The 20,821-nt window shown below is 71.1% G+C and carries 24 protein-coding genes, 1 tRNA gene and 1 pseudogene; 8 read left to right on the forward strand and 18 right to left on the reverse strand.

The window, feature by feature from the left end; genetic code table 11:
* Nucleotides 1-6: 6 nt before the first annotated feature.
* The 3 genes from RNB18_RS05885 to RNB18_RS05895 all read right to left on the reverse strand — a co-directional run bounded on the left by RNB18_RS05885 (nucleotide 7) and on the right by RNB18_RS05895 (nucleotide 3,087).
* Nucleotides 7-543 (reverse strand): DinB family protein, encoded by a 537-nt coding sequence (locus RNB18_RS05885; RefSeq protein ID WP_311713092.1) that lies wholly within the window; start codon nucleotides 541-543, stop codon nucleotides 7-9.
* A gap of 117 nt (nucleotides 544-660) precedes the next feature.
* A complete protein-coding gene (locus RNB18_RS05890) occupies nucleotides 661-2,121 on the reverse strand; it encodes an aldehyde dehydrogenase family protein (protein WP_311713093.1) in 1,461 nt (486 codons plus the stop codon).
* A 141-nt stretch (nucleotides 2,122-2,262) separates the two neighbouring features.
* A complete protein-coding gene (locus tag RNB18_RS05895) occupies nucleotides 2,263-3,087 on the reverse strand; it encodes a helix-turn-helix domain-containing protein (RefSeq protein ID WP_311713667.1) in 825 nt (274 codons plus the stop codon).
* Nucleotides 3,088-3,452: 365 nt separating this feature from the next.
* On the opposite strand from RNB18_RS05895, the gene RNB18_RS05900 reads away from it, so the two are divergent.
* Nucleotides 3,453-3,953, forward strand: a complete 501-nt coding sequence (locus tag RNB18_RS05900) for an ATP-binding protein (RefSeq protein ID WP_311713095.1) — start codon at nucleotides 3,453-3,455, stop codon at nucleotides 3,951-3,953.
* A gap of 91 nt (nucleotides 3,954-4,044) precedes the next feature.
* Here the strand turns inward: RNB18_RS05900 and RNB18_RS05905 are convergent, their stop codons facing one another.
* The 8 genes and pseudogenes from RNB18_RS05905 to rpmG all read right to left on the reverse strand — a co-directional run bounded on the left by RNB18_RS05905 (nucleotide 4,045) and on the right by rpmG (nucleotide 7,126).
* Entirely contained in the window at nucleotides 4,045-4,287 is a 243-nt protein-coding gene (locus RNB18_RS05905) for a DUF397 domain-containing protein (RefSeq protein WP_176742548.1), read from the reverse strand.
* Nucleotides 4,288-4,438: 151 nt separating this feature from the next.
* A pseudogene (locus tag RNB18_RS05910) lies at nucleotides 4,439-4,829 on the reverse strand (SRPBCC family protein); the annotation flags it as partial.
* On the reverse strand, nucleotides 4,826-4,987 hold the full coding sequence (locus RNB18_RS05915) for an ArsR/SmtB family transcription factor (protein WP_311713096.1): 162 nt from the start codon (nucleotides 4,985-4,987) through the stop codon (nucleotides 4,826-4,828). The gene RNB18_RS05915 and the pseudogene RNB18_RS05910, both read right to left, overlap by 4 nt.
* 2 nt (nucleotides 4,988-4,989) lie before the next feature.
* Nucleotides 4,990-5,142, reverse strand: coding sequence for a hypothetical protein (locus RNB18_RS05920; RefSeq protein WP_311713097.1), 153 nt, complete (start codon nucleotides 5,140-5,142; stop codon nucleotides 4,990-4,992).
* A 154-nt stretch (nucleotides 5,143-5,296) separates the two neighbouring features.
* Nucleotides 5,297-5,530, reverse strand: coding sequence for a 30S ribosomal protein S18 (gene rpsR / locus RNB18_RS05925; RefSeq protein WP_266515642.1), 234 nt, complete (start codon nucleotides 5,528-5,530; stop codon nucleotides 5,297-5,299).
* On the reverse strand, nucleotides 5,530-6,708 hold the full coding sequence (locus tag RNB18_RS05930) for a CobW family GTP-binding protein (RefSeq protein WP_311713098.1): 1,179 nt from the start codon (nucleotides 6,706-6,708) through the stop codon (nucleotides 5,530-5,532). Before RNB18_RS05930 ends, rpsR begins: the two co-directional genes overlap by 1 nt.
* Nucleotides 6,708-6,956, reverse strand: coding sequence for a type B 50S ribosomal protein L31 (locus tag RNB18_RS05935; RefSeq protein ID WP_311713099.1), 249 nt, complete (start codon nucleotides 6,954-6,956; stop codon nucleotides 6,708-6,710). Before RNB18_RS05935 ends, RNB18_RS05930 begins: the two co-directional genes overlap by 1 nt.
* Nucleotides 6,957-6,961: 5 nt before the next feature.
* Nucleotides 6,962-7,126, reverse strand: a complete 165-nt coding sequence (rpmG, locus tag RNB18_RS05940; RefSeq protein WP_311713100.1) for a 50S ribosomal protein L33 — start codon at nucleotides 7,124-7,126, stop codon at nucleotides 6,962-6,964.
* Nucleotides 7,127-7,188: 62 nt separating this feature from the next.
* Between rpmG and rpmB the strand changes: the two genes are divergently transcribed.
* The 4 genes from rpmB to RNB18_RS05960 all read left to right on the forward strand — a co-directional run bounded on the left by rpmB (nucleotide 7,189) and on the right by RNB18_RS05960 (nucleotide 8,955).
* A complete protein-coding gene (gene rpmB, locus RNB18_RS05945) occupies nucleotides 7,189-7,425 on the forward strand; it encodes a 50S ribosomal protein L28 (RefSeq protein WP_266515650.1) in 237 nt (78 codons plus the stop codon).
* 13 nt (nucleotides 7,426-7,438) lie between these two features.
* Entirely contained in the window at nucleotides 7,439-7,744 is a 306-nt protein-coding gene (gene rpsN, locus RNB18_RS05950) for a 30S ribosomal protein S14 (protein ID WP_311713101.1), read from the forward strand.
* Between the two features lie 67 nt (nucleotides 7,745-7,811).
* Nucleotides 7,812-8,324, forward strand: a complete 513-nt coding sequence (locus tag RNB18_RS05955; protein ID WP_311713102.1) for a hypothetical protein — start codon at nucleotides 7,812-7,814, stop codon at nucleotides 8,322-8,324.
* 88 nt (nucleotides 8,325-8,412) lie between these two features.
* Nucleotides 8,413-8,955: a DUF4232 domain-containing protein gene (locus RNB18_RS05960; protein ID WP_311713103.1), complete on the forward strand. Its 543-nt coding sequence runs from the start codon at nucleotides 8,413-8,415 to the stop codon at nucleotides 8,953-8,955.
* Here RNB18_RS05960 and RNB18_RS05965 read toward each other — a convergent pair.
* Nucleotides 8,927-10,084, reverse strand: a complete 1,158-nt coding sequence (locus tag RNB18_RS05965) for a DUF2786 domain-containing protein (RefSeq protein WP_311713104.1) — start codon at nucleotides 10,082-10,084, stop codon at nucleotides 8,927-8,929. The two genes, RNB18_RS05960 and RNB18_RS05965, sit on opposite strands and share 29 nt — an antisense overlap.
* A 66-nt stretch (nucleotides 10,085-10,150) precedes the next feature.
* Between RNB18_RS05965 and RNB18_RS05970 the strand changes: the two genes are divergently transcribed.
* The 3 genes from RNB18_RS05970 to RNB18_RS05980 all read left to right on the forward strand — a co-directional run bounded on the left by RNB18_RS05970 (nucleotide 10,151) and on the right by RNB18_RS05980 (nucleotide 13,373).
* Nucleotides 10,151-10,780 carry a LysE family translocator gene (locus RNB18_RS05970; RefSeq protein WP_059209145.1) on the forward strand — a complete coding sequence of 210 codons (630 nt, stop codon included), beginning with the start codon at nucleotides 10,151-10,153 and terminating at the stop codon, nucleotides 10,778-10,780.
* 81 nt (nucleotides 10,781-10,861) lie between these two features.
* Nucleotides 10,862-11,596: a Clp protease N-terminal domain-containing protein gene (locus RNB18_RS05975; protein WP_311713105.1), complete on the forward strand. Its 735-nt coding sequence runs from the start codon at nucleotides 10,862-10,864 to the stop codon at nucleotides 11,594-11,596.
* 91 nt (nucleotides 11,597-11,687) lie between these two features.
* Nucleotides 11,688-13,373, forward strand: a complete 1,686-nt coding sequence (locus tag RNB18_RS05980) for a bifunctional 3'-5' exonuclease/DNA polymerase (protein ID WP_311713106.1) — start codon at nucleotides 11,688-11,690, stop codon at nucleotides 13,371-13,373.
* Here the strand turns inward: RNB18_RS05980 and RNB18_RS05985 are convergent, their stop codons facing one another.
* From RNB18_RS05985 to RNB18_RS06010, 6 genes are all read right to left on the reverse strand, one after another.
* On the reverse strand, nucleotides 13,374-16,637 hold the full coding sequence (locus RNB18_RS05985; protein WP_311713107.1) for an AfsR/SARP family transcriptional regulator: 3,264 nt from the start codon (nucleotides 16,635-16,637) through the stop codon (nucleotides 13,374-13,376).
* 364 nt (nucleotides 16,638-17,001) lie between these two features.
* Nucleotides 17,002-17,895: a glycosyltransferase family 2 protein gene (locus tag RNB18_RS05990; RefSeq protein WP_311713108.1), complete on the reverse strand. Its 894-nt coding sequence runs from the start codon at nucleotides 17,893-17,895 to the stop codon at nucleotides 17,002-17,004.
* 84 nt (nucleotides 17,896-17,979) lie between these two features.
* Nucleotides 17,980-18,402: a DUF3052 domain-containing protein gene (locus tag RNB18_RS05995; RefSeq protein WP_311713109.1), complete on the reverse strand. Its 423-nt coding sequence runs from the start codon at nucleotides 18,400-18,402 to the stop codon at nucleotides 17,980-17,982.
* Nucleotides 18,403-18,508: 106 nt separating this feature from the next.
* Nucleotides 18,509-18,703, reverse strand: a complete 195-nt coding sequence (locus tag RNB18_RS06000) for a hypothetical protein (protein WP_311713110.1) — start codon at nucleotides 18,701-18,703, stop codon at nucleotides 18,509-18,511.
* A gap of 309 nt (nucleotides 18,704-19,012) precedes the next feature.
* Nucleotides 19,013-19,086 (reverse strand) — tRNA-Thr (locus RNB18_RS06005).
* A gap of 107 nt (nucleotides 19,087-19,193) precedes the next feature.
* Nucleotides 19,194-20,768: an alpha/beta hydrolase gene (locus tag RNB18_RS06010; protein WP_311713111.1), complete on the reverse strand. Its 1,575-nt coding sequence runs from the start codon at nucleotides 20,766-20,768 to the stop codon at nucleotides 19,194-19,196.
* Nucleotides 20,769-20,821 lie beyond the last annotated feature (53 nt).

Genomic DNA, 20,821 nt, shown 5'->3' on the forward strand with positions numbered 1-20,821 from the left:
AGGACGTCACTTTCCGGCGAGCGCAACCAGCTCGAACGCCGTCTTGCCGTCGAGGGACTCGCGGATGATGTCGGCGTGCCCGGCATGGCGGGCCGTCTCACGGATCAGATGCAGGAGCACCCAGCGCACCGAGGCCCGGCCCTCCGGCGGGAACCAGGGCTGGTCCGGGAGCGGGAAGGTGTCGTCGAGGCTCGGCACCGAGCGGGCGAACGCCTCCGTCTCGGCGGCGACCTTCTCCCAGTACGCCAGCTGCGACTCGACGGTCTCGTCGTCGACCAGGGCGAAACACTCGTGCCAGTTCGACGGCTCCCGGTGCACGGCCGGCTCCTCGCCCTTGGCGCGGGCGATCCAGCCCTGCTCGGTCTCGGCGACATGCTTGACCAGCCCGGCCAGGGAGAGCTCGCTCGCGCTCGGCCGGCTCACCGCCTGCCCATGCGTCAGTCCCAACACGGCCCGCCGGATCCCGCCGCGCTGCTCCTCCAGGAAGGACAGAAGCGCTCCGCGCTCGTCGCCGTACTCCTCCGCGGGAACGTGAGTGACCATGACCGCCGCCTTTCGTCGGGCTCGAGGGGCCTTCCCCCCGACACCCACGAAGCTACGGACCCTTGCGGACAGTTCCGGTCCTCAAGGGCCCGCGCGGCAGCGGTCGTACGTGAGGAATCAGAACGGGAAGCCGCTGCGGCCGTGCTGGACCGAGATCCACTTGGTGGTGGTGAAGGAGTCCAGCATGGTGTCGCCGTTCAGGCGGCCGATGCCGGAGTGCTTCTCGCCTCCGAAGGGGACGATCGGCTCGTCGTGGACGGTGCCGTCGTTCACGTGGAACATGCCGGTGTCGATCTGCTTGGCGAAGCCGACACCGCGCTCGATGTTCGCGGTGTGGACGGCGCCGCTGAGGCCGTACGGAGTGTCGTTGACCAGACGGACGGCCTCCTCCTCGCCGTCGAAGGTGACGAGGAGGGCGACCGGGCCGAAGAGCTCCTGCTTGAGGAGCGGCGAGTTGGCGGGCAGGTCCGTCAGGACGGAGGGCTCGACCAGGTTGTCCGTCCTGGTGCCGTGCACCAGGGCCGTCGCGCCGTCGGCGAGCGCCTGCTCGACGGCACCCGAAATGGCGTCCGCCTGCGAGGAGTTGATGACCGGACCGATGACCGTCTCGGGGTCGCGCGGGTCGCCGGTCTTCAGTGTCCGCACCTTGGCGACGAACTTCTCGGTGAACTCCTCGGCGACCGACCGGTCCACGAGGACGCGGTTGGCGGCCATGCAGACCTGGCCCTGGTGGACGTAGCGGCTGAAGACCGCGGCGTCGACCGCGTAGTCGAGGTCGGCGTCGTCAAGGACCACCAGGGCGCTGTTGCCGCCCAGTTCGAGGACCGAGCGCTTGAAGTGCGAGGCGCAGACGGTGGCCACGTGACGGCCGACCTTGTCGGAGCCGGTGAAGGAGATGACCTTCGGGATCGGGTGCTCGAGGAAGGCGTCGCCGATCTCGGCGATGTCGGTGATGACGACGTTGAGCAGACCGGCGGGCAGCCCGGCGTCCTCGAAGATCTTCGCGACCAGGGAGCCGCCGACGATCGGCGTGTTCTGGTGCGGCTTGAGGACGACGGCGTTGCCGAGTGCGAGCGCGGGGGCGACCGACTTGATCGACAGCAGGAAGGGGAAGTTGAAGGGGCTGATCACGCCCACGACGCCGACCGGCACGCGGTAGACGCGGTTCTCCTTGCCGTCCACCGGCGAGGGGATGATCCTGCCCTCGGGGCGCAGCGAGAGGTGGATCGCCTCGCGCAGGAACTCCTTGGCGAGGTGGAGTTCGAAGCCGGCCTTCAGGCGGGTGCCGCCGAGCTCCGCGATGATCGCCTCGGCGATCTCCCCCTCGCGCTCCTCGATCAGCCGGAGCGCCTTCTCGAACACGGCACGGCGGGCGTAGGGGTTGGTCTCGGCCCACTTCTTCTGCGCGCGGGCGGCGGCCTGGTACGCCTCGTCGACCTCGTCGACCGTGGCTATCGTGATCGACGCCAGCTTCTCGTCGTCGTACGGGTTGAAGTCGATGATGTCCCAGGAACCCGTACCCGGGCGCCACTCACCGTCGATGTACTGCTGGGCCAGGTCGGTGAAGTACGACGACATGTGATCCCCAAATCACTAGCAGACACACGATCAACGTCACGGTCTGATCACACGTCATCGTACTTGCGCGGCACGCCAGTTGGGCACGCTGAGCAATCTTCTGGGGAGAACCCTAGGAGGGTTGGCGGAGATCCCGCGTACTCAGGACAGTTGGAGGAGACCGCGCAGCAGATCCCGGCTCTCGTCCGGACCCGGGCTGTCCTGCTGGAGTTCCTTCAGCGCCTTCTCGTACTGCGCGACATCCTCGCGCTTGTCCAGGTACAGCGCGCTGGTGAGCTGCTCCAGATAGACGACGTCCGTCAGGTCGGACTCCGTGAAGCTGAGGATCGTGAAGGCGCCGCTCTCGCCGGAGTGACCGCCGAAGCCGAACGGCATGACCTGCAGCCGAATGTTGGGGCGTTCGGAGATCTCGATGAGGTGCTGGAGCTGTCCGCGCATCACCTCGCGGTCGCCGTAGGGCCGGCGCAGGGACGCCTCGTCGAGCACCACATGGAACTCGGGACCGCCGTCGTCGGCCAGGTACTTCTGCCGCTCCAGGCGCAGCGCCACGCGCTTCTCGACGTCCGCCTCGCTCGCGCCCTTCATACCGCGCCGCACCACTGCACGTGCATACGCCTCGGTCTGCAACAGGCCGTGGATGAACTGGACTTCGTAGGCGCGGATGAGGGAGGCGGCGCCCTCCAGGCCCACATAGGTGGGGAACCAGCTCGGCAGGACGTCGGAGTAACTGTGCCACCACCCCGCGACGTTGGCCTCGCGAGCGAGAGAAAGGAGGGAGTTCCGCTCCTGTTCGTCCGTGATGCCGTAGAGCGTCAGCAGGTCCTCCACGTCACGTGTCTTGAAGCTCACCCGGCCCAACTCCATCCGGCTGATCTTCGACTCGGACGCGCGGATCGAGTAGCCCGCCGCCTCGCGCGTGATGCCCCGCGCTTCCCGCAGTCGCCTGAGTTGCGAGCCGAGCAGCATCCGCCGCACCACCGATCCGGGCTCTCCCGCGCTCACGTTCGCCAGCCTCCCCAACGTCTTCAGGGGCCGAAGTCTGCCACTAAAACACTCCGAGCAGTACTCGTCCGATTACAGATATGGAAAGAAGCCAAAGATTCTGCACAGGGCCGAGAGACGTAGAGGGGAGGAAGAGGAAAGAAGTAGTGGAGAAGATGGCGGAAAAAATGGCCAAGAAGCGGTACGGGTGGGTCCAATTCGGTCAGCTGCACGTGCATCTGCACCTTGCATCTGCATCGCTCATCCGAAACCATGGTCCCGCGCAACCGCTGCATCGCAACGACCGCGAGTTCCCGGGAGTGCCTCGCATGGGGATGAATGGATCGACCATGCTCGAGCCGTTACGGCAGGGCCTTCCGCCGCTGGATCCTGCGGCCGTGTCCGACGCCGCCTCCTGTTCGCTGCCCGCCCGCTACGAAGCGGTGGGCGACGCACGGAGGTTCACCCGCAGAACGCTCGACCAGTGGGAGCTGGGCGACCACTTCGACGACATCTGTCTCGTGGTCTCCGAGCTGGTCACCAACGCGCTGCGGCACGCGGTGCCGGTGACCGGCGTGCACGCCGGGGAGCAGAAGCCGCCTGTGCGGCTGCACTTGATGCGGTGGACCGAGCGGCTGGTGTGCGCGGTGCGCGACCCCAGCCAGGACAGTCCGGTCGCGCGTGATTCCGACGACTTCTCGGCGGAGTCCGGGCGCGGGCTGTTTCTCGTCGACTCCTTCAGCGACAGCTGGGGCTGGCATCCGATGACCGGGGCGCTGGGCGGCAAGCTGGTCTGGGCACTGTTCCGGCTGCAGCCGCACGCAGGTCCGGCCGCGGCTTCCACCGAGTGATACATCGCGGCCTTTTACGACGCCACGGTTCTACGCGCGTTACACGGTGCGCTGTAGCGGTTACCCCCGGTCACCCACAGGTGACCGGGGTTCAGCCCGCTATCAGGTGATCGAACTCGCCGTCCTTGATACCGAGGAGCATCGCCTCGATCTCCGCGCGCGTGTAGACGAGCGCGGGGCCGTCCGGGAAGCGGGAGTTACGAACCGCAACCCCCCCGTCCGGCAGGCGCGCGAACTCCACGCAGGAACCCTGCGAGTTGCTGTGCCGGCTCTTCTGCCAGGCCACCCCGCGCAGAGCCGTGGCCGTCATGCCGTTGTACACGTCGAGGTCCACAGGTCGCTCCCCGGTGGTGCGGTGGCCTTGTGGCCAGTGATTCAGCGGTCAACTGGTCCGGATCATAGCTCTGTTCACGTGCAGATGCATGAGCAGATGCACGTGCACGAGGGGTGTTCCTGTGGTTACAGATGTGACGTGTGGGGCACTGGATACGTTCCATCGTGTGCCCCAGAGCTCGCATCACATGCGTCCGCCAGCCCCCGTCCGTGATCGTCCGGGCCATCGGCTGAGCGGGATCGTCGGGATCGAAACCCTCGTGCACTAGAAAGAGACGCGTACGACGCCCTTCCTGTTCCACCTTCCATGTGACGGTCCAGTCCGCGGAGTTGGCCGGATCGGCGTCGGTCCACCGGAGGCTCAGCATCCGCTGCGGCTCGAACGCGAGAACCTCCACGTCGACGGCGGCCTTCGCCCCCTGCATCTGCCACTGCGCGAGCAGTTCGGGCTCAGCGAGGGCGCGCCAGACCTTGGCGGGCGGGTGCAGGGAAGAACTGGTCGACGCGGATGACCGTGAGGTCCTCGTCGGGTGCGTTGCTCATGTCACGTCATCGTCGGGCATACGGTCCAGCAGCGCGCCCAGGTCCTTCACGTACGGATGGAGCCAGTCCTGCACCTCGGCGAGCGGGGCCGCCTCCAGTCGGTAGATGCGCTGCCGGCCGGAGCGCTGCTCGGAGACGAGGCCGGCCTCGCGCAGCACCCTCAGATGCTCGGCCGCCGCATGTCGAAGTGGTCGGCCGGGGCCTGGACGGGCTGCGGCCCCCCGTCGCGCAGCAGCCTCAGTACCTCCCGGCGCACGGCGCTCGCGAGGGCGGCGAAGACGCGGTCCGCGTCAACGTCGGTCGTGACCAACATGATCCCCCGGGCCGAGCGGGGCCGAAGCCGCCCATGCCCGGACCGGAGAGCGTGAGGTCTGCGCGCCCTCGGGGGCGACCTGGAGCCGGCGTCCAAAAAATAGGTAGGACTTTCCCTACGAGTCAACCGTAGGGAAAGTCCTACCTATAGGGCCTCACCTGCTGGAGTAGGGCAGCAGTGCCATCTCACGGGCGTTCTTGATCGCACGGGCGAGCAGTCGCTGCTGCTGGGCCGACACTCGGGTGACACGGCGGCTGCGGATCTTGCCCCGGTCGGAGATGAACTTCCGCAGCAGGTCGGTGTCCTTGTAGTCGATGTAGGTGACCTTGGCCGCGTCCAGCGGGTTGGGCCTGTTCTTGACGGGCTTGCGCTCGGGCTTGCGAGGCATCAGACCTCCAGGAGGGTGTCGAAGGCGGGCGGGAGTCGTTTCCAGGCGTCGCGCCCCGCGGAGTACTCGGCGTCGGTCAGCAGGCAGGACTCCAGGAGCCTTTCGAGGCCGTCGCGGTCGAGACCGGGCGAGGTGAAGACGAGGTGCTGGCAGCAGTCGCCGTGCTCGGGGTGCCAGTCCATCGCGGCGGCCGCCCGGCGCACCGGCGGGACCATGTCCCACGCGGCGTCCGGGAGCGAGGCCAGCCACGGACCGGCGCTCTCCACGCACAGGGCACCGCCGGCCGCGTCCCAGTGCAGCAGCACGTCCGGCTTGTCGGCGAGCCAGAACCGGCCCCGGCTGCGGGCCGCCGCGCAGGTGATGTCCTCCAGGGCCTCGTACAGCCGCTCCGGGTGGAAGGGCCGACGGCGGTGCCAGACGAGCGTGGACACACCGTGCGCGTCGGCCTCGGCGGGCAGCAGGGCGCAGGCGGGGTGCTGGGCCGCCGCGGCGGACTCCACGTCGAATCCGGCGAGGGCCGCCCGGACCAGCGGAGAGTGCGCGGAGTGCCGTACGGGATACCGGGTGCCCGCCGGGTCCGTCTGGGAGCCGCTCCCGATCGGCACCTGGCGGGCCGTCGGATGGAGCTGGGCGAGCAGCTCGCGGTCCTCCTCGTCGGCCTCCGGGGAGTCGAGGACGGCGAGGACGGGTGCGTACTCCAGCTGGCGGGCGAAGGTGTCGGCGACCGTGCGCTGGTCGGTGGCCGCGGCGGCGAGGCCGCGCTCGGCGAGGTCGTCGCCGTTGCCGAGGCAGGGCAGGACGAGTGCCGGGTCGACCGCGGTGATCACGCCGGTGACCGTGAGACCGCCGGCCGCGACCACCTCGGCCATCGCCTTGGGCTCGACGGAGTCCCACAGCTCGACGACCGCGAGGCGGAGCGTCCCGGCCGCGTCCAGGCGGCGCAGCTCCGGGACCAGGTCCTCCCGGAGCGCACAGCACGCACAGTCGTTGACCAGGGGTGTCTCGCCGGCGGACAGGATGCCGGTGGTGTCGCGGATCGTCCGTACGACGGTGCCGGCCGCGGCCGTTGCCAGGTCGTGGTGGAGGGCGACACTGCCCGGCACGTCGGCGAGCAGCTGCCCGACGGCCGCCTTGCGGGCGTCGGCGTGCAGCCCGCCGACGATCACGACGGAGAGCATCAGCCCTTCTTTCCGTACCGGCGCTCGAAGCGCTCCACGCGGCCGGCGGTGTCCAGAACGCGGGCCGTGCCGGTGTAGAAGGGGTGGCTGACGTTCGAGATCTCGACGTCGACGACCGGGTAGGTGTTGCCGTCCTCCCACTCGACCGTCTTCTCGCTCGTCATCGTCGAGCGGGTCAGGAAGGCGTAGTTCGCGGCCCGGTCACGGAAGACGACGGGGCCGTAGGCGGGGTGGATCGACTGGCGCACGAGGATCAGCGCTCCTCTCGGAAGTCGACGTGACGGCGGGCGACCGGGTCGTACTTCCGCTGGGTCATACGGTCCGGGTCGTTGCGGCGGTTCTTGCGGGTCACATAGGTGAAGCCGGTCCCGGCGGTGGACCGGAGCTTGATGACCGGGCGGAGTTCGTTGCGTGCCATGCTGGTATCTTACTGAAAATGAATTCCATTTACACATCCGCTCGGAGAGAGGTGCATCACCCTTGTCCGCCCACTGCATGCTGACCGGGGCCCAGCCGGGCTTCGGCAACCGCATCTCCCGCTCCCACCGGCGCACTTCGCGCCGCTTCGACCCCAACATCCAGTCCAAGCGCTACTGGCTGCCCAGCGAGGGGCGGCATGTGCGGCTGCGGCTGAGCACGAAGGGCATCAAGACCGTCGACTCGATCGGCGTCGAGGCGGCCGTGGCGCGGATCCGCGCGCGCGGTGTGCGGATCTGAGGGGAGAACCGGTATGGCGAAGAAGAGCAAGATCGCGAAGAACGAGAAGCGCCAGGTGATCGTCGCGCGGTACGCCGAGCGGCGGGCCGAGCTGAAGGAGATCATCCGCCGGCCCTCCTCCACGGACGCCGAACGGCTTGTCGCACAGGATGAGTTGCGACGGCAGCCGCGGGACGCGAGCGCCACGCGCGTGCGCAACCGCGATCAGGTGGACGGGCGGCCGCGCGGCTACTTCCGGGCCTTCGGGCTGTCCCGGGTGGGACTGCGGGAGCAGGCGCACGCGGGATATCTGCCAGGTGTCCGCAAATCGTCCTGGTAACTCTCACGGGTGGTGCTGGTAGCTTGCTGCGGTCCGTCCGGCCGACCGCTACAGCTTGGAGCCTCCAGTGACTACGGCGATCCTCTCGCGCACTGCGTCGCGTCGGCGGGCCGGGCTCGCGGCCGCGGGACTGGTGGGCGCGCTCGTCCTGACCGCGTGCAGCGGCGGGGGTTCGGACGACGAGCCGTCGCCGAGCTCCAGTACGGCCGGCTCGTCGGGGTCCGCCTCGGCCTCAGCTTCCGGGGAGACCGGCGGTACGTCCTCCCCGTCCGCGTCCGGCGAGGTGGCGGGCAACTGGCTGGCGACCACGGGCGGCAAGGCCGTGGCGCTGCTGGTCAACGGCGACCGGGCCGGGCTCTTCGTCACCGGCGGCACGGTGTGCAGCGGCTCCGCGAGCGCCGACGCGATCCGCCTCAAGTGCACGGACGGCAGCAAGGACCGGGCCGACGGGACGGTCGAGTCGGTCGGCAAGGACACCCTCAAGGTGAACTGGGAGGGCGGCATCGGCGCCGAGACCTACACCCGGGCCGAGGGCGGCAAGCTGCCGAGCGGGTTCCCGACGGTGAGCTCGGGGTCGTAGCGGAAGGCGTCGGTGGGGGCGGGCAACCGTGGTGTCCCGTCATGCGTGATGATCCATGCACCGGATCGCTCACATCAGAGGACTTCACATGCGCGCCGCCCCCCTCGCCGTCACCGCCCTCGCCGCTGCCCTGCTCCTGACCGGCTGCTCCAGTGACAGCTCCGGCTCCGGTGGTGACGACAGCCCCGCCGCGAGCCCGGGCAACGGCACCACGTGCCGGATCGGTGCCATGGACGTGGAGGTCGGACCCGCCAACGTGGCCCCCGCCGCCGGGGACACCGGCAACATCCCCGTCACGCTCACCAACCAGAGCGCCGAGTGCACGCTGGACGGCTTCCCCGGCGTCGACCTGAACGCCACGGACTCGTCGGCGAGCCTCTCCCCCGCCGAAGGCACGAAGTCCACGAAGCTCACCCTGGCCAAGGGCACGGCCGCCACCTTCACCCTCACGTACACGCGCGGCGAGGCCGGCGCCAAGGCGAGCCTCGACGTGAAGACGCTGAACATCGCCCTGCCGGGGGCCGGGACCACGAAGAGCTACAAGTGGTCGTACGGCCCGGTCCAGGGCCGGAGCGACAACGCCGGTGACCCGAACGCCTCGGTCAGCGCCTTCTCTCCGGTCGGGGACTGAGCCGGGGCCGGTTTCCGACCTGCGCCCGGTCGGCGGCCCGGGCGCCCTCGGTCCAGCCCGCCTCATCGCTGACACCGCGCAGACGGGTCGTGGTGGTCTGCGGGAACATCCGGGCCATGCGGTCGGTGACGGCGACCTCGCGGGAGGCGAGGACCGGCAGCAGGTCGTCGGTCACCGGGGCTTCGGCGGCGGTGCGCAGACGGTCGCCGACGCGGTGGGCGTAGGCCGCGAGGAAGGACTGCCGGAAGGTCTTGGTGCGCCCCCGGCCGCCCGCCCGCTGGGCTGCCTCCGCCTTCGCCATCGCGGACTGCGCCTGCACCAGCAGCGAGGTGTACAGGAGTTCGACCGCCGCCAGGTCGCCCTCGAAGCCGACGACCGTGGAGAAGGCGAACGGTTCGTTCCACACGGCCCGGCAGTGGTTGGCGGTGGCGACCGCGTCGAGCAGCACCGCCTTCGCCTGCTCGTACGGCGGCTCGACCCCGATCCGGCAGGCGCCGGGGGCGTCCTTCGCGGGCGCCCGGGCGTCGAGCAGCGCCTCGTCGACGCTGTGCCGGGCCATCAGCTCCTGCGCCTTGGCGGTGAGGGCCTCCGCCTCCTCGGGGTAGCCGGTCGCCTCCGCCTTGGCCAGCAGGGCACGGATACGGCCCAGCATGCGGGCGTCGCCCTGGTGCTCCCGCCGGGGCTCCTCCAGCGGTTCCAGCGCGGGCAGGCGCAGCAGCAGGCGGTACAGCTCGAGTACGGCGGTGGCGTGCGTGAACCGGTCGGGGCGGGGGGCGTTCTCGCCGGGCTCCTCCAGCTGGGCCAGCTGAGCGGCCCAACGGTGGCCGCGCGGGCGGTCGTCCGGGGCCTGCGCCCTGATCAGGGCCGTGGCGAGGCGTACATGCGGGTCGTCCAGTTCGCGTCGCACCATCCGTACGACATCGGCGGGCTGCCAGCCGCGCCGCCAGGCCTGCGCCACGAACTCGGTGCCGCGCCGGGCCAGTTCGGCGTCCGCTTCGGGGTCGGCGGCGAGGACGGAGGCGCCGGTGTCCAGGGCGGTGTCGTCGTCGGCGTAGAGGGCGGCCCGGAAGGCGCGGTCGACGGTGGCGCTCGGGCTGCCGCTCGCGTTGTTGCTCTTACTGCTGCTCACGGGGCGATCGTCTCACTCCCCGAAAATCGGTCGCCCACGCGCGCGTGCCGCTTCGAGCATGGCGGCATGGTGGACATGTCTCTCTACGCGGCCTTTCTCGTCGCCGCCTTCGCGCTCTGTGTCACTCCCGGTCCCGACATGATGTTCATCGTGGCGATGGGCGGCCGGGGCGGACCCGCCGCGGGGGTGATGGCGGCGCTCGGGGTGGCCTCGGCGATGTTCGTGCACACGGTCGCGGCGGCGCTCGGTCTCTCGGCACTGTTCCAGGCCCTGCCGACGCTGTACCACGTGCTGCGCTGGGCGGGCGCAGCCTATCTGCTGTATCTCGCCGTGAAGGCGTTCCGGGACCGTTCGGTGCCGGGTGAGGACGGGGCGCCGGCCGGTCCCGGGATGCGGCGGGCCTTCTGGCAGGGGGCCGTCACCAATCTGCTCAACCCCAAGGTGATCCTGTTCAACGTGGCGTTCCTGCCCCAGTTCGTGGCGCCGGAGATGGGCCACGTGTGGGGGCAGTTCCTGGTGCTAGGGCTCACGATCACCGTGATGGGCGTCGTGGTGGACGGCCTGACCGGGCTGCTCTCCGGGAAGCTCTCGGCGCTGCTGCGGCGCAGTCGGCGGGTGGCGCGAGGGCTCAACATCTTCAGCGGGTCGGTGTTCACCGGGCTGGCGGTGCGGTTGGTGGTGTCCTCGCCGAAGTAGCGGCGCCGGCACGCACGCGTGGGCGCCTCTCGATGTCAACCAAGGGTTGACGCCCGACGGGTGTCAACCTAAGGTTGACACATGACGACCAACCCCAACATCACGTCATCCGTACGGCTCGACGACCTCATCACGGCCATCAAGAAGGTCCATGTCGAGCCCCTCGACCAGCTCCAGGACGCGGTGATCGCCGCCGATCACCTCGGGGAGGTGGCCGACCATCTCATCGGCCACTTCGTGGACCAGGCCCGGCGTTCGGGTGCCTCCTGGACGGACATCGGACGGAGCATGGGAGTCACCCGGCAGGCGGCGCAGAAGCGGTTCGTGCCGAAGGAGTCGACGGACCTGGCGGCCGACCAGGGCTTCAGCCGGTACACCCTGCGGGCCCGCAACGTGGTGATGTCGGCCCACAACGCGGCCATCACCGCCCGCAACCCCGAGGGCCGTCCCGAGCACCTCGTCCTCGGACTGCTGGCAGAACCGGAGGGCCTCGCCGCCAAGGCGCTCGTCGCGCAGGGCGTCACCCTCGACGCCGTCCGCCGGGCCGCGACCGAGGCGCTCCCGCCGGCCGCCGACGAGGTCCCCGAACTCATCCCCTACGGCTCCGACGCCAAGAAGGTCCTGGAACTCACCTTCCGCGAGGCCCTCCGGCTGGGCCACAACTACATCGGCACCGAACACATCCTGCTGGCCCTGCTGGAGTTCGAACACGGCACAGGCGTCCTGTCCGGCCTCGGCATCGCGAAAGGGCCGGTGGAGGCTGCCATCGCCAAGGAGCTGGAGGGGTACCTGAAGCTGCAGGGGGAGCAGGACTGAGGGGATCCGGTTCGGTGAGCCCGGGGCGGCGAGGCGCCGCCCCTGATGTCAGGAAGGTCTGTTGTCAGACCCTGGTGTCACACTCGCAACCATGACCGACCGGTGGGCTCTCGCTCCGGCCGAGGACGGTGGTGTGGAGGTCGCCGCCCTCGGTCCCGACGGGCTGCCTGCCGGGCCGGTGCGGTGGGAGGCGGATCCGGGTGCGGCCGTGCGGGGGCGGCCGGAGGTGGCGCGGTGGGTGTGGCGGTCCACCGCCGAGGTCTATCCACGCCTGCTCGCCGCGGGGGTGCGGGTGGAGCGGTGCTACGACATCGAGGACGCCGAGACCCTCCTGCTCGGCCACGCGGGGCGATACGGCGAGCCCCGCTCGGCCGCGGCCGCCCTGGCCCGGCTGCACGGCGGCCCCGTACCGCCCGACCCGCCCCAGCGCGCGGCCGAACCGGGCTCGCAGTCGCCCCTGTTCGAGCCGCAGAGGGTCCATCTGCCGCTGACCGACCTCGTCGAGGTCTACGCCGACCAGCAGCGGCGGCACGACACCACAGCGCACCCCGACCGGATGCGCCTGCTGACCGCCGCCGAGTCGGCGGGGATGCTGGTGGCCGCCGAGATGAACCGCGCCGGGCTGCCGTGGAGCGCCGAGACCCACCGCCGGGTGCTGCACGAACTGCTCGGTGAGCGGTATGCCGGCGGCGGCGAGCCCCGGCGTCTCGCCGAGCTGGCCGACCAGGTGTCCGAGGCCTTCGGGCGCCGGGTACGGCCCGATCTGCCCGCTGACGTCATCAAGGCGTTCGCGCAGGCCGGCATCAAGGTGAAGTCCACCCGGCGGTGGGAAATCGAGTCCGTCGACCATCCGGCCGTGAAGCCGCTGGTCGAGTACAAGAAGCTGTACCGCATCTGGGTCGCCCACGGCTGGTCCTGGCTCCAGGACTGGGTACGGGACGGGCGGTTCCGGCCCGAGTTCCTGGCGGGCGGGACCGTCACGGGCAGATGGGTCACCAATGGCGGCGGTGCCCTCCAGATCCCCAAGGTCATTCGGCGTGCGGTGGTCGCCGACCCCGGCTGGCGGCTCGTCGTCGCCGACGCCGACCAGATGGAGCCGCGGGTGCTGGCGGCCATCTCCCGCGATCCCGGGCTCATGGAGGTGGCAGGACGCGAGACCGACCTCTACCAGGCCGTCTCCGAACGGGCCTTCTCCGGCGACCGCGGCCAGGCCAAGCTCGCCGTACTCGGCGCGGTCTACGGTCAGACCTCCGGCGACGGCCTCAAGAACCTCGCCGCGCTCAGACGCCGCTTCCCGAAGGCGGTGGCGTACGTCGACGACGCGGCCCGCGCGGGCGAGGAGGGCCGGCTGGTGCGGACCTGGCTGGGACGGACATGCCCGCCGGCGGCCGGCGCGGGCGACGCGGAGGAGGCGGGCATCCCCCAGGACGACCCGGTCGAGCGACCTGTGGAAGACGGCTGGGGGCCCGGGTACGCCTCCACCAACACCCGTGCCCGCGGCCGGTTCGCCCGGAACTTCGTGGTGCAGGGCAGCGCCGCCGACTGGGCTCTGCTGCTGCTCGCCGCGCTGCGGCAGGCCTGTTCCCGGATGGCGGCCGAGCTGGTGTTCTTCCAGCACGACGAGGTGATCGTGCACTGTCCCGAGGAGGAGACCGAGGCTGTCGTGGCGGCGATCAGGGAGGCGTCGGACCTGGCCGGGCGACTGACGTTCGGCGAGACACCGGTGCGGTTTCCGTTCACGACGGCAGTGGTGGAGTGCTATGCGGACGCGAAGTGATCACCGTAAACCGGAGTCGTCGAGCAGCGCGATGAGCTCCTGGAGCACCGTCTTCTCGTCCGTCCCGTCCAGCGCGTCCAGAGCGGCCCGCCACTGCTCGTGGGCTTCCTCCGCTCTCCCCCGTTCACGCAGCAGGAGGCCGTGCTGGTGGCGGGCGAGGGCGCCGGTGTAGCGGTCGGCGCGGGCGTCCGCGCGGCGCAGCAGTTCCGCGCACTCGGCGGCGGCGCGTTCGCCGTGGCCGATCAGGCGCAGGGCGCGGACCAGACCGAGGCGGCTCTGCGACTCGCCGTGCCAGTCGCCGGGGCTGCCGAGGATGCGCAGGCTCTCCTCGAAGTGCGCCATCGCGGCTGCCGGTTCGCCGAGGGTGAGGTGGGCGTAGCCGATGTTGCAGTGTGCCGAGTGCCGGACGACCACGCTGCCGGTCTCCTCGCCGATGGCGAGCGAACGCCGGTGCTGCTCGATGGCGGCGCGCGGGTCGGTGTGCTCGTACAGGTTGCCCAGGTTGCTGTGGGCCACAGCCTCGCCGAAGGGGTCGTTCAACTGCCGTGAGTAGGCGAGGCTCTGCCGCAGTGCCACGTCCGACTCGGCGTACCGGCCCAGGCCTTCCAGCAGGAGCCCCCGGTTGTTGAGGCAGCGGCGGGTCCAGGAGTCCGCGCCGAGCCGCCGCCAGATCGCGAGGGCGCGGTCGTTGAGGGCCAGGGCCTCGCTGTGCCGGCCGGTCAGGAAGTGCAGTCCGGCGAGATCGCCCAGGGCACACGCCTCGGCCGCCTCGTCACCGAGCCGCCGCGCCACCGTGAGCGCGGCCCGGCCGAGGATCTCCGTCTCGGCGACCCGGCCGCTGCGCTGGAGGAAGGGCGAGAGCAGGCGCAGCAGGGTGGAGACATGGGCGGCGGTGCGCTCGTCGGGGGTGTCCGTGTGCCGTTCGGCCAGGACGACGATGTTCTCCAGCTCCGACTCGCCCCAGGCGAAGGCCTTCTCGGAGGACGGGAACGGCTGGATGGCCAGCACATGTGTCGCGTGCTCCGGCGGCTGCGCGGCGGTCGGGCGGCGGCGGTCCTCCAGGTCGAGGCCGGGTTCGACGATCGCGGTGAGGGCGCGTTCGGCGACGGCCGCGTACCAGCGCAGGGCGGTACGGGCGATGTCGGGGGTGTGCCCGGTGCCCGCGAGTTCCCGCGCGAAGTCGCGGACCAGGCCGTGCGGGGCGTAGCGGCCGTACGCCGTCTCCTCCAGGAGGGCCACGTCGACGAGGCGGTCGAGCGCGTCCTCGGCACGGGTCTCGTCGGTGCCGTCGGTGCCCAGGAGGCGGGCGACGAGGGGGACGCCGTAGGTGGGCAGGTCGAGGGCGCCGATGCGGCGCAGGGCGAGGGCCGCGTCGCGGTCGGACCGGCGGCCGGAGGCGGCCAGGGCGTCGTGGGCGACGGCCAGGGAGCGGCGGACGGAGAGGTCGTCGTACTCCAGGTGCCGCAACCGGTCCTCGGTGGCGGCCAGTTGGTCGGCGAGGACGTCGGGGGTGAGGGCCTGACGGGCGGCCAGGCGCGCGGCTACGACGCGGAGTGCAAGGGGGAGGCGGCCGGTGAGTTCTATGAGGGGGTGGGTGGCGTCTATGGGGCCGGCGGGGGTGACGCCATCGGCATCGGGGGTGACGGGAGTGATGGGAGTGACGGAGGTGATGCGATCAGCGGGGCCGCCGTCGGCGTCGGATCCGTCCCGACCGCCCCGGCCCGACACCGCGCGCAGCAACTCCGCGCTCTCCTCGGCCGAGAGCGGGGTGAGCGGGAAGCGGTGGGCGTCGTCGAGGGCGGTCAGGGGGGAACGGCTGGTGACGATCACCGCGCAGCCGGCGCCGGCCGGCAGCAGCGGCCGTACCTGCGCGGCGCTCGCGGCGTCGTCCAGCACCATGAGCGTGCGGGTGGGCGCGAGCAGCGAGCGCAGCAACGCGGCCGCCGCGTCCGGGTGTTCGGGAATGCTGCGCGGGTCGGCGCCGAGGTCGCGGAGCAGGGCGGTGAGGGCCTGGGCCGGGGTGAGGGGGGTCATTCCCGGGGTGGCGCCCTGCAGATTGACGTAGAGCTGGCCGTCAGGGAAACGCTCCCGCAGCCCATGGGCGACGTGCAGCGCGAGCGCGCTCTTGCCGACGCCCGCCATGCCGCTGATGACACCGACTGCCGGGCCGCCGCCGAGGGTGAGGGCAGCGCGGAGGTTGTCGCGGGCGGTGGTGCGGCCGGTGAAGTGGCCGGGGGGTGGAGGAAGTTGGGCAGGGCGGGGCACGGGGAGGGGGGTCTCGGCCTCGGGGCCGGGGGTCAGCGGATCGGCGGCGGGGTGCGACGAATGGGGGGCAGGGCGCGACGAATGGGGGCCGGACGGGGCGTCTTCGCGCGTAGCGCCTGGGGAAAGCGCACCCGGAGGGGTCGACCGGCTCTCCCTCTGCGGCTCGCCGAAGTCAACGGTCCTTCCTGAACGGCCTGTTGTGCCCTCCCCGCCAGTCTGGTCACCGCCGTCTCCCCCGCGCAGCACCTCCACATGTGCATCGCGGACCGCCGGGCCCGGCTCCACGCCGAGTTCCTCGACCAGGCGGGTGCGCAGGTCGCGGTGGACGGCGAGGGCCTCGGCCTGGCGGCCGGTGCGCTGGAGGGCGAGCATCAGCTGGCGGTGGTAGGACTCGCGCAGGGGGTGCTCGGCGGCGAGCGCGGAGAGTTCGGGGACCAGGGCGCCCGGCCGGGTGTCGGCGAGGGCGAGCTCGGCGTCGTAGTGCCACTCCAGGAGGAGCAGCCGGGCCTCCTCCAGGCGCTGGACCAGGGCGTATCCGGCGACTTCGGACGGGACCCCGCTGAGCGGCGCGCCCCGCCACAGCGCGAGCGCCGCCGCGCACGCCCGGACGGTCTCGGTCCAGTTCCCGTCGGCGTGCGCGCCGCGGGCCCGGGCGGCCTGACTCTCGAAGACCTGGACATCGAGTTCGCCCGGCGCGACGCGCAGCAGATAACCGGGGGCCATCGCCTGCAGTCGTTCGGGGTCGTCGAGCAGCCGCCGCAGCCGGGAGACGTGGTTGTGCAGGGAGGCCTTCGCGGAAGCCGGCGGGGTGCTGCCCCACAGGGCGTCCTTGAGGGCCTCGGCGGAGACGACCCGGCCGGCTTCGAGGAGCAGCGCGGCCAGCAGGATCCGCTGCTTGCGGCTGCCGACGACACGCACCCCGGCCCCGCCATTGCCGTCGTACAGAACCGGCGGCCCGAGCAGTCCGAACCGCAGACCCGACTGCGATCCGCGCCCCATCACGCCGCCCACTTCTGGCGGATTTCCGCCCTCTCCACGGCGGTTTCCCGCCAGCCGTCCGACGCAGGCCGCTGCCGGAATCCGCTACCGCCCCCAGCCCTGCACACAGTCAGTTCCCCATCGCTGCCGTCGACTTCACGCCAACCGGCGAACAACACAACGTAGATGCGTTGGCCACATGTTAGCGATTTGTTGGCGCAACCTGATGTGATCACTACATCGGATCTGGCCCGAGGGCGCGCGCGTACGACGCGCAACTCGGGGGAGTGTCGCCGTCGCGGCCGGATCCGTGGGACGCGAGAGGGTCCCGGTCGGCGGAGGTGAACGACCGGGACCCTCGTCCTGTGCTCGGGACCATGAGCCCTCAGATCACGGGCGGGCGTCCCAGCCGGGTGAGACGCCACACCGTTCGCCACCGCATCGGCCGCCGTTCGCCGGCCGGTTCCCGCAGGCCCTCGACGAACCCGCCGAACCAGGCGCGCAGTCCACTCGCCGACCGGATCCGCAGCAGGGTGAGCGCCGTCCACACGCCGAGGTGCACGGGGATGAGCGGCAGGGGCAGCCGGCGGCGCACCAGCCAGACGCGGTTGCGGGCGTTGACCCGGTAGTAGATGGCGTGCCGGGCCGGTGAGGTCTTCGGGTGCTGCAGCAGCAGTTCGGGCGCGTACAGGATGCGCCAGCCGCGGTCGGCGGCCCGCCAGGCCAGGTCGGTCTCCTCGTGGGCGAAGAAGAACTCGGCGGGCCAGTCCCCGGTCTCGGCGAGCATGGTCATGCGGAAGGCGTGCCCGCCGCCCAGGAACCCGGTGACATAGCCGCCGCGCATCGGATCGGAGGCGCCGACGCGGGGGACGTGCCGCTGCTGGGTCTCGCCGCTCTCGTCGGCGATACGGAACCCGACGATGCCTAGACGCTCGTCGGCCGCGAACAACTCCTGTACGCGGCGCAGCACATCGGCGTCCACGAGCAGGCCGTCGTCGTCGAGTTCCACTACGACGTCCACGTCGCCGAAGTCGCGCAGCCGGGCGAGCGCCACGTTCCGACCGCCGGGGCAGCCGAGGTTCTCCTCGACGTCGAGGGTGGTGACCTCGCCGGGCAGGGAGAGCCGCTCGGCGAACTCCGGCAGCCGGCAGCCGTTGCCCACGATCACGATCCGGGCTGGGGCGATGTCCTGCTTGGCCACGGACCGCAGCAGGGCGTCGACCTCGTCGGGCCGGTTCCCCATGGTCACCACGGCGACGGCGATCCTCGGCGCGCCCATGTCCCCACCTCGTCCCTCGTCCAACGGGCATCAACCGGCGCGATGCTAGCCGTTCACGGTAAGGACTTCTCAGGTATGGGGGCCTCACCCCCGCCGGTTCTCCCTCCGCCGCACGAACTTCAGTCCCGACCAGTCCTCCCCCAGCGCCGCGACCTTCACGTCGACGACACCGAGCGGAAGGAAGACCTCCCGCAGGGCGTTCTCGGTGATGTCACTGACGTGCCCGGCGGCTCTGCGCGGCCAGGCGATCCACAGTGCGGCATCGTCCGCGAGGCCGGCGACCAGTCCGTCCGCCTCGGCCGCGAGCCGCGCGTACTCGCGATGGAAGGTGAGGACGACATCCGCGCCGTGCGAACCGCCGGCGGCGACATCGCAGTCCTCGGGCAGCCCGGGGATGTCCCACCCGTCGGGCGCGCCGTCGAGCCGTACCCGGTGCCCCGCCTTGATGCCGAGCTTCTTGGCGAGGGGCGTGGCGGAGTAGCCGCCCGCCGGCCCGGTTCCTGACATACGGCTCCTCCGCGCACTGGTCCAGCCCCGTCCACCCCATGGTGACGGCCAGGGCGGAGGATGTCCGCCCGGACACGGCGTCAGGAACCGGGCGTCCTCGAACCGGCTACCGCACCACGCGCGCGAGCAGCGTGGCGAGATCCGCGAAGAACTGGAGCCAGGGCCGGGCCTGCTCGGCCCGGCGCCCGAACCGTCTGCGCCAGCCGCCGGGCCGGACGCCCTCCCGGCGCTGGATCGACCTGTCCCGCACGCGTCGTAAGGACACGGCACGGCTTGTTCCGATGCGCTTGCGTCGCCTCATGCCGGGACGTTAGCCGGGTCCCGATCGGTGACGCAGGGCTGCGGACCACCAAAGCGGGCGGGCGGTTATTGGCGGTAACGCGTAAACCATCGGCCCGGGCGCTCCTGGGGCCCGCGCAAGGTCGCCACCGGCGTGGCTCCAAGGATGCGATGCGCCGCATGGGAGACCACTTCATGCCTGGCCGGAACCCACAACTGAGACCAGAACTGAGACCGTGGACCGCCGAGCGGCACGCGCCCAGCGCCGACGCCGCATCCGTCAAAAGCAAAAGCCCCAGGTCACGGCGAGTGAGTCCCAGGGCTTCCACAGAGCCGCCTTCGGGATTCGAACCCGAGACCTACGCATTACGAGTGCGTTGCTCTGGCCATCTGAGCTAAGGCGGCGCGCTGTCCGCACCATGGTGCGGTCAGCAACGTCGGTAAGTCTACACAGTTTCCGGGGGTGCTCCGCACCAGCCCTCGGGGCACCCCGGGCGGTCCCGCGACCAGGGCTAGGAGCAGCGTTTCCCGTCCACCGGAGGGGTGCCGCGGAGCAGATACGCGTCGATCGCGGAGTCGATGCAGGCGCTGCCGCGGCCGTAGGCGGTGTGTCCGTCGCCCTCGTAGGTGAGCAGGCGGGCCGAGGAGAGCTGGGCGGCCAGGGATCGGGCCCAGCGGTAGGGGGTGGCCGGGTCGCGGGTGGTGCCGACCACGACGATCGGGGCGGCGCCCTCCGCCTTGATGCGGCGCGGCTCACCCGTGGGGCCGACCGGCCAGTACGCGCAGTTGAGGGAGGCCCAGGCGAGGCCCTCGCCGAAGACGGGGGACGCCTTCTCGAAGGTCGGGACGGCCTTCTCGACCTCCTCCGGACTGTCGTAGGCGGGCGGGAGGTCGAGGCAGTTCACGGCCGCGTTGGCGGACATCAGGTTGCTGTAGCGGCCATCGGCGCCCCGCGCGTAATAGCTGTCGGCGAGGACCAGCAGCCCGGCGCCGTCCTTCTCCTTCATCGCCGAACCGAGCGCCTCCCGCAGCTGGGCCCAGGAGCTCTCGTCGTACATCGCCGCGATCACGCCGGTCGTGGCGAGGGCCTCGCCGAGGCTGCGGCGGTCCGCGTCACCGGTGGGGATCGGGTGCGCGTCCAGCTTGGCGAAGAAGGTCCTGAGGTTGTGGCCGGCCTGCGCGGTCGTCGTGGTCTTCGTGCCGAGCGGGCAGTCCGGCTGCTGCACACAGTCCTTCGCGAACGACTGGAACGCCGTCTCGAAGCCCACCGTCTGGTCGAGGTTCAGCCGGCGCGCGGACAGCGAGGGGTCCATCGCGCCGTCCAGCACCAGCCGCCCCGAGCGGCCGGGGAACAGTCCCGCGTAGGTCGCCCCGAGGAACGTCCCGTACGACGCCCCCACGTAGTTCAGCTTCGCGTCGCCCAGTGCCGCCCGGACGATGTCCATGTCCCGGGCCGTCTCGACCGTCGACACATGCCGCAGCAGCTTCGCCGAGTGCGCGCCGCACCCTTCCGCGAACTTCTTGTAGGCGTCGACGAGTTCGGTGGTCTCGCGCGCGTCGTCGGGGGTGATGTCCGTCTGGGAGTACGTGTCCATGTCCCGCCCGTCGAGACACTCGACGGGCTCGCTGCGGGCGACCCCGCGCGGATCCACCGCGACCATGTCGTAGCGGGCCCGCACCTCGGCCGGGTAGCCGATCCCGGCGTACGCCTGGAGGTAGCCGATCGCCGAGCCGCCCGGTCCGCCCGGGTTCACGAACAGCGACCCGAGGCGCTTGCCCGGCCCGGTGGCCTTCGTGCGGGAGACGGCGAGCCGGACGTCCCCGTCGGCCGTCCTGTCGTAGTCGAGCGGCACCTTCAGCGTGGCGCACTCGAAACCGGGGACCCCGCAGCCGTGCCAGCGCGCCTTCTGTCCGTAGTACGGCGTGAGGGCGGCCGGTGTCGACCGCGGCAGCGCGGCCAGCGCCACGTCCGCGGCCGAGGTGGCCGCATTCGTCGAAGCACCCGCGGAGCAGGCGGAGGCGAGCAGCGCGGCAGCCAGAAGAGTGCCGCCGGTGCGGAGGGAGCGGGAGCTGCGCCTGGTGTACATCAGGCGAGAGTAACTCTGTGCAGTTTACTGATTGCAATCCGTGTAAACAAAGC

This window comes from Streptomyces doebereineriae (assembly GCF_031845645.1).
GTDB classification, from domain to species: Bacteria; Actinomycetota; Actinomycetes; order Streptomycetales; family Streptomycetaceae; genus Streptomyces; species Streptomyces canus.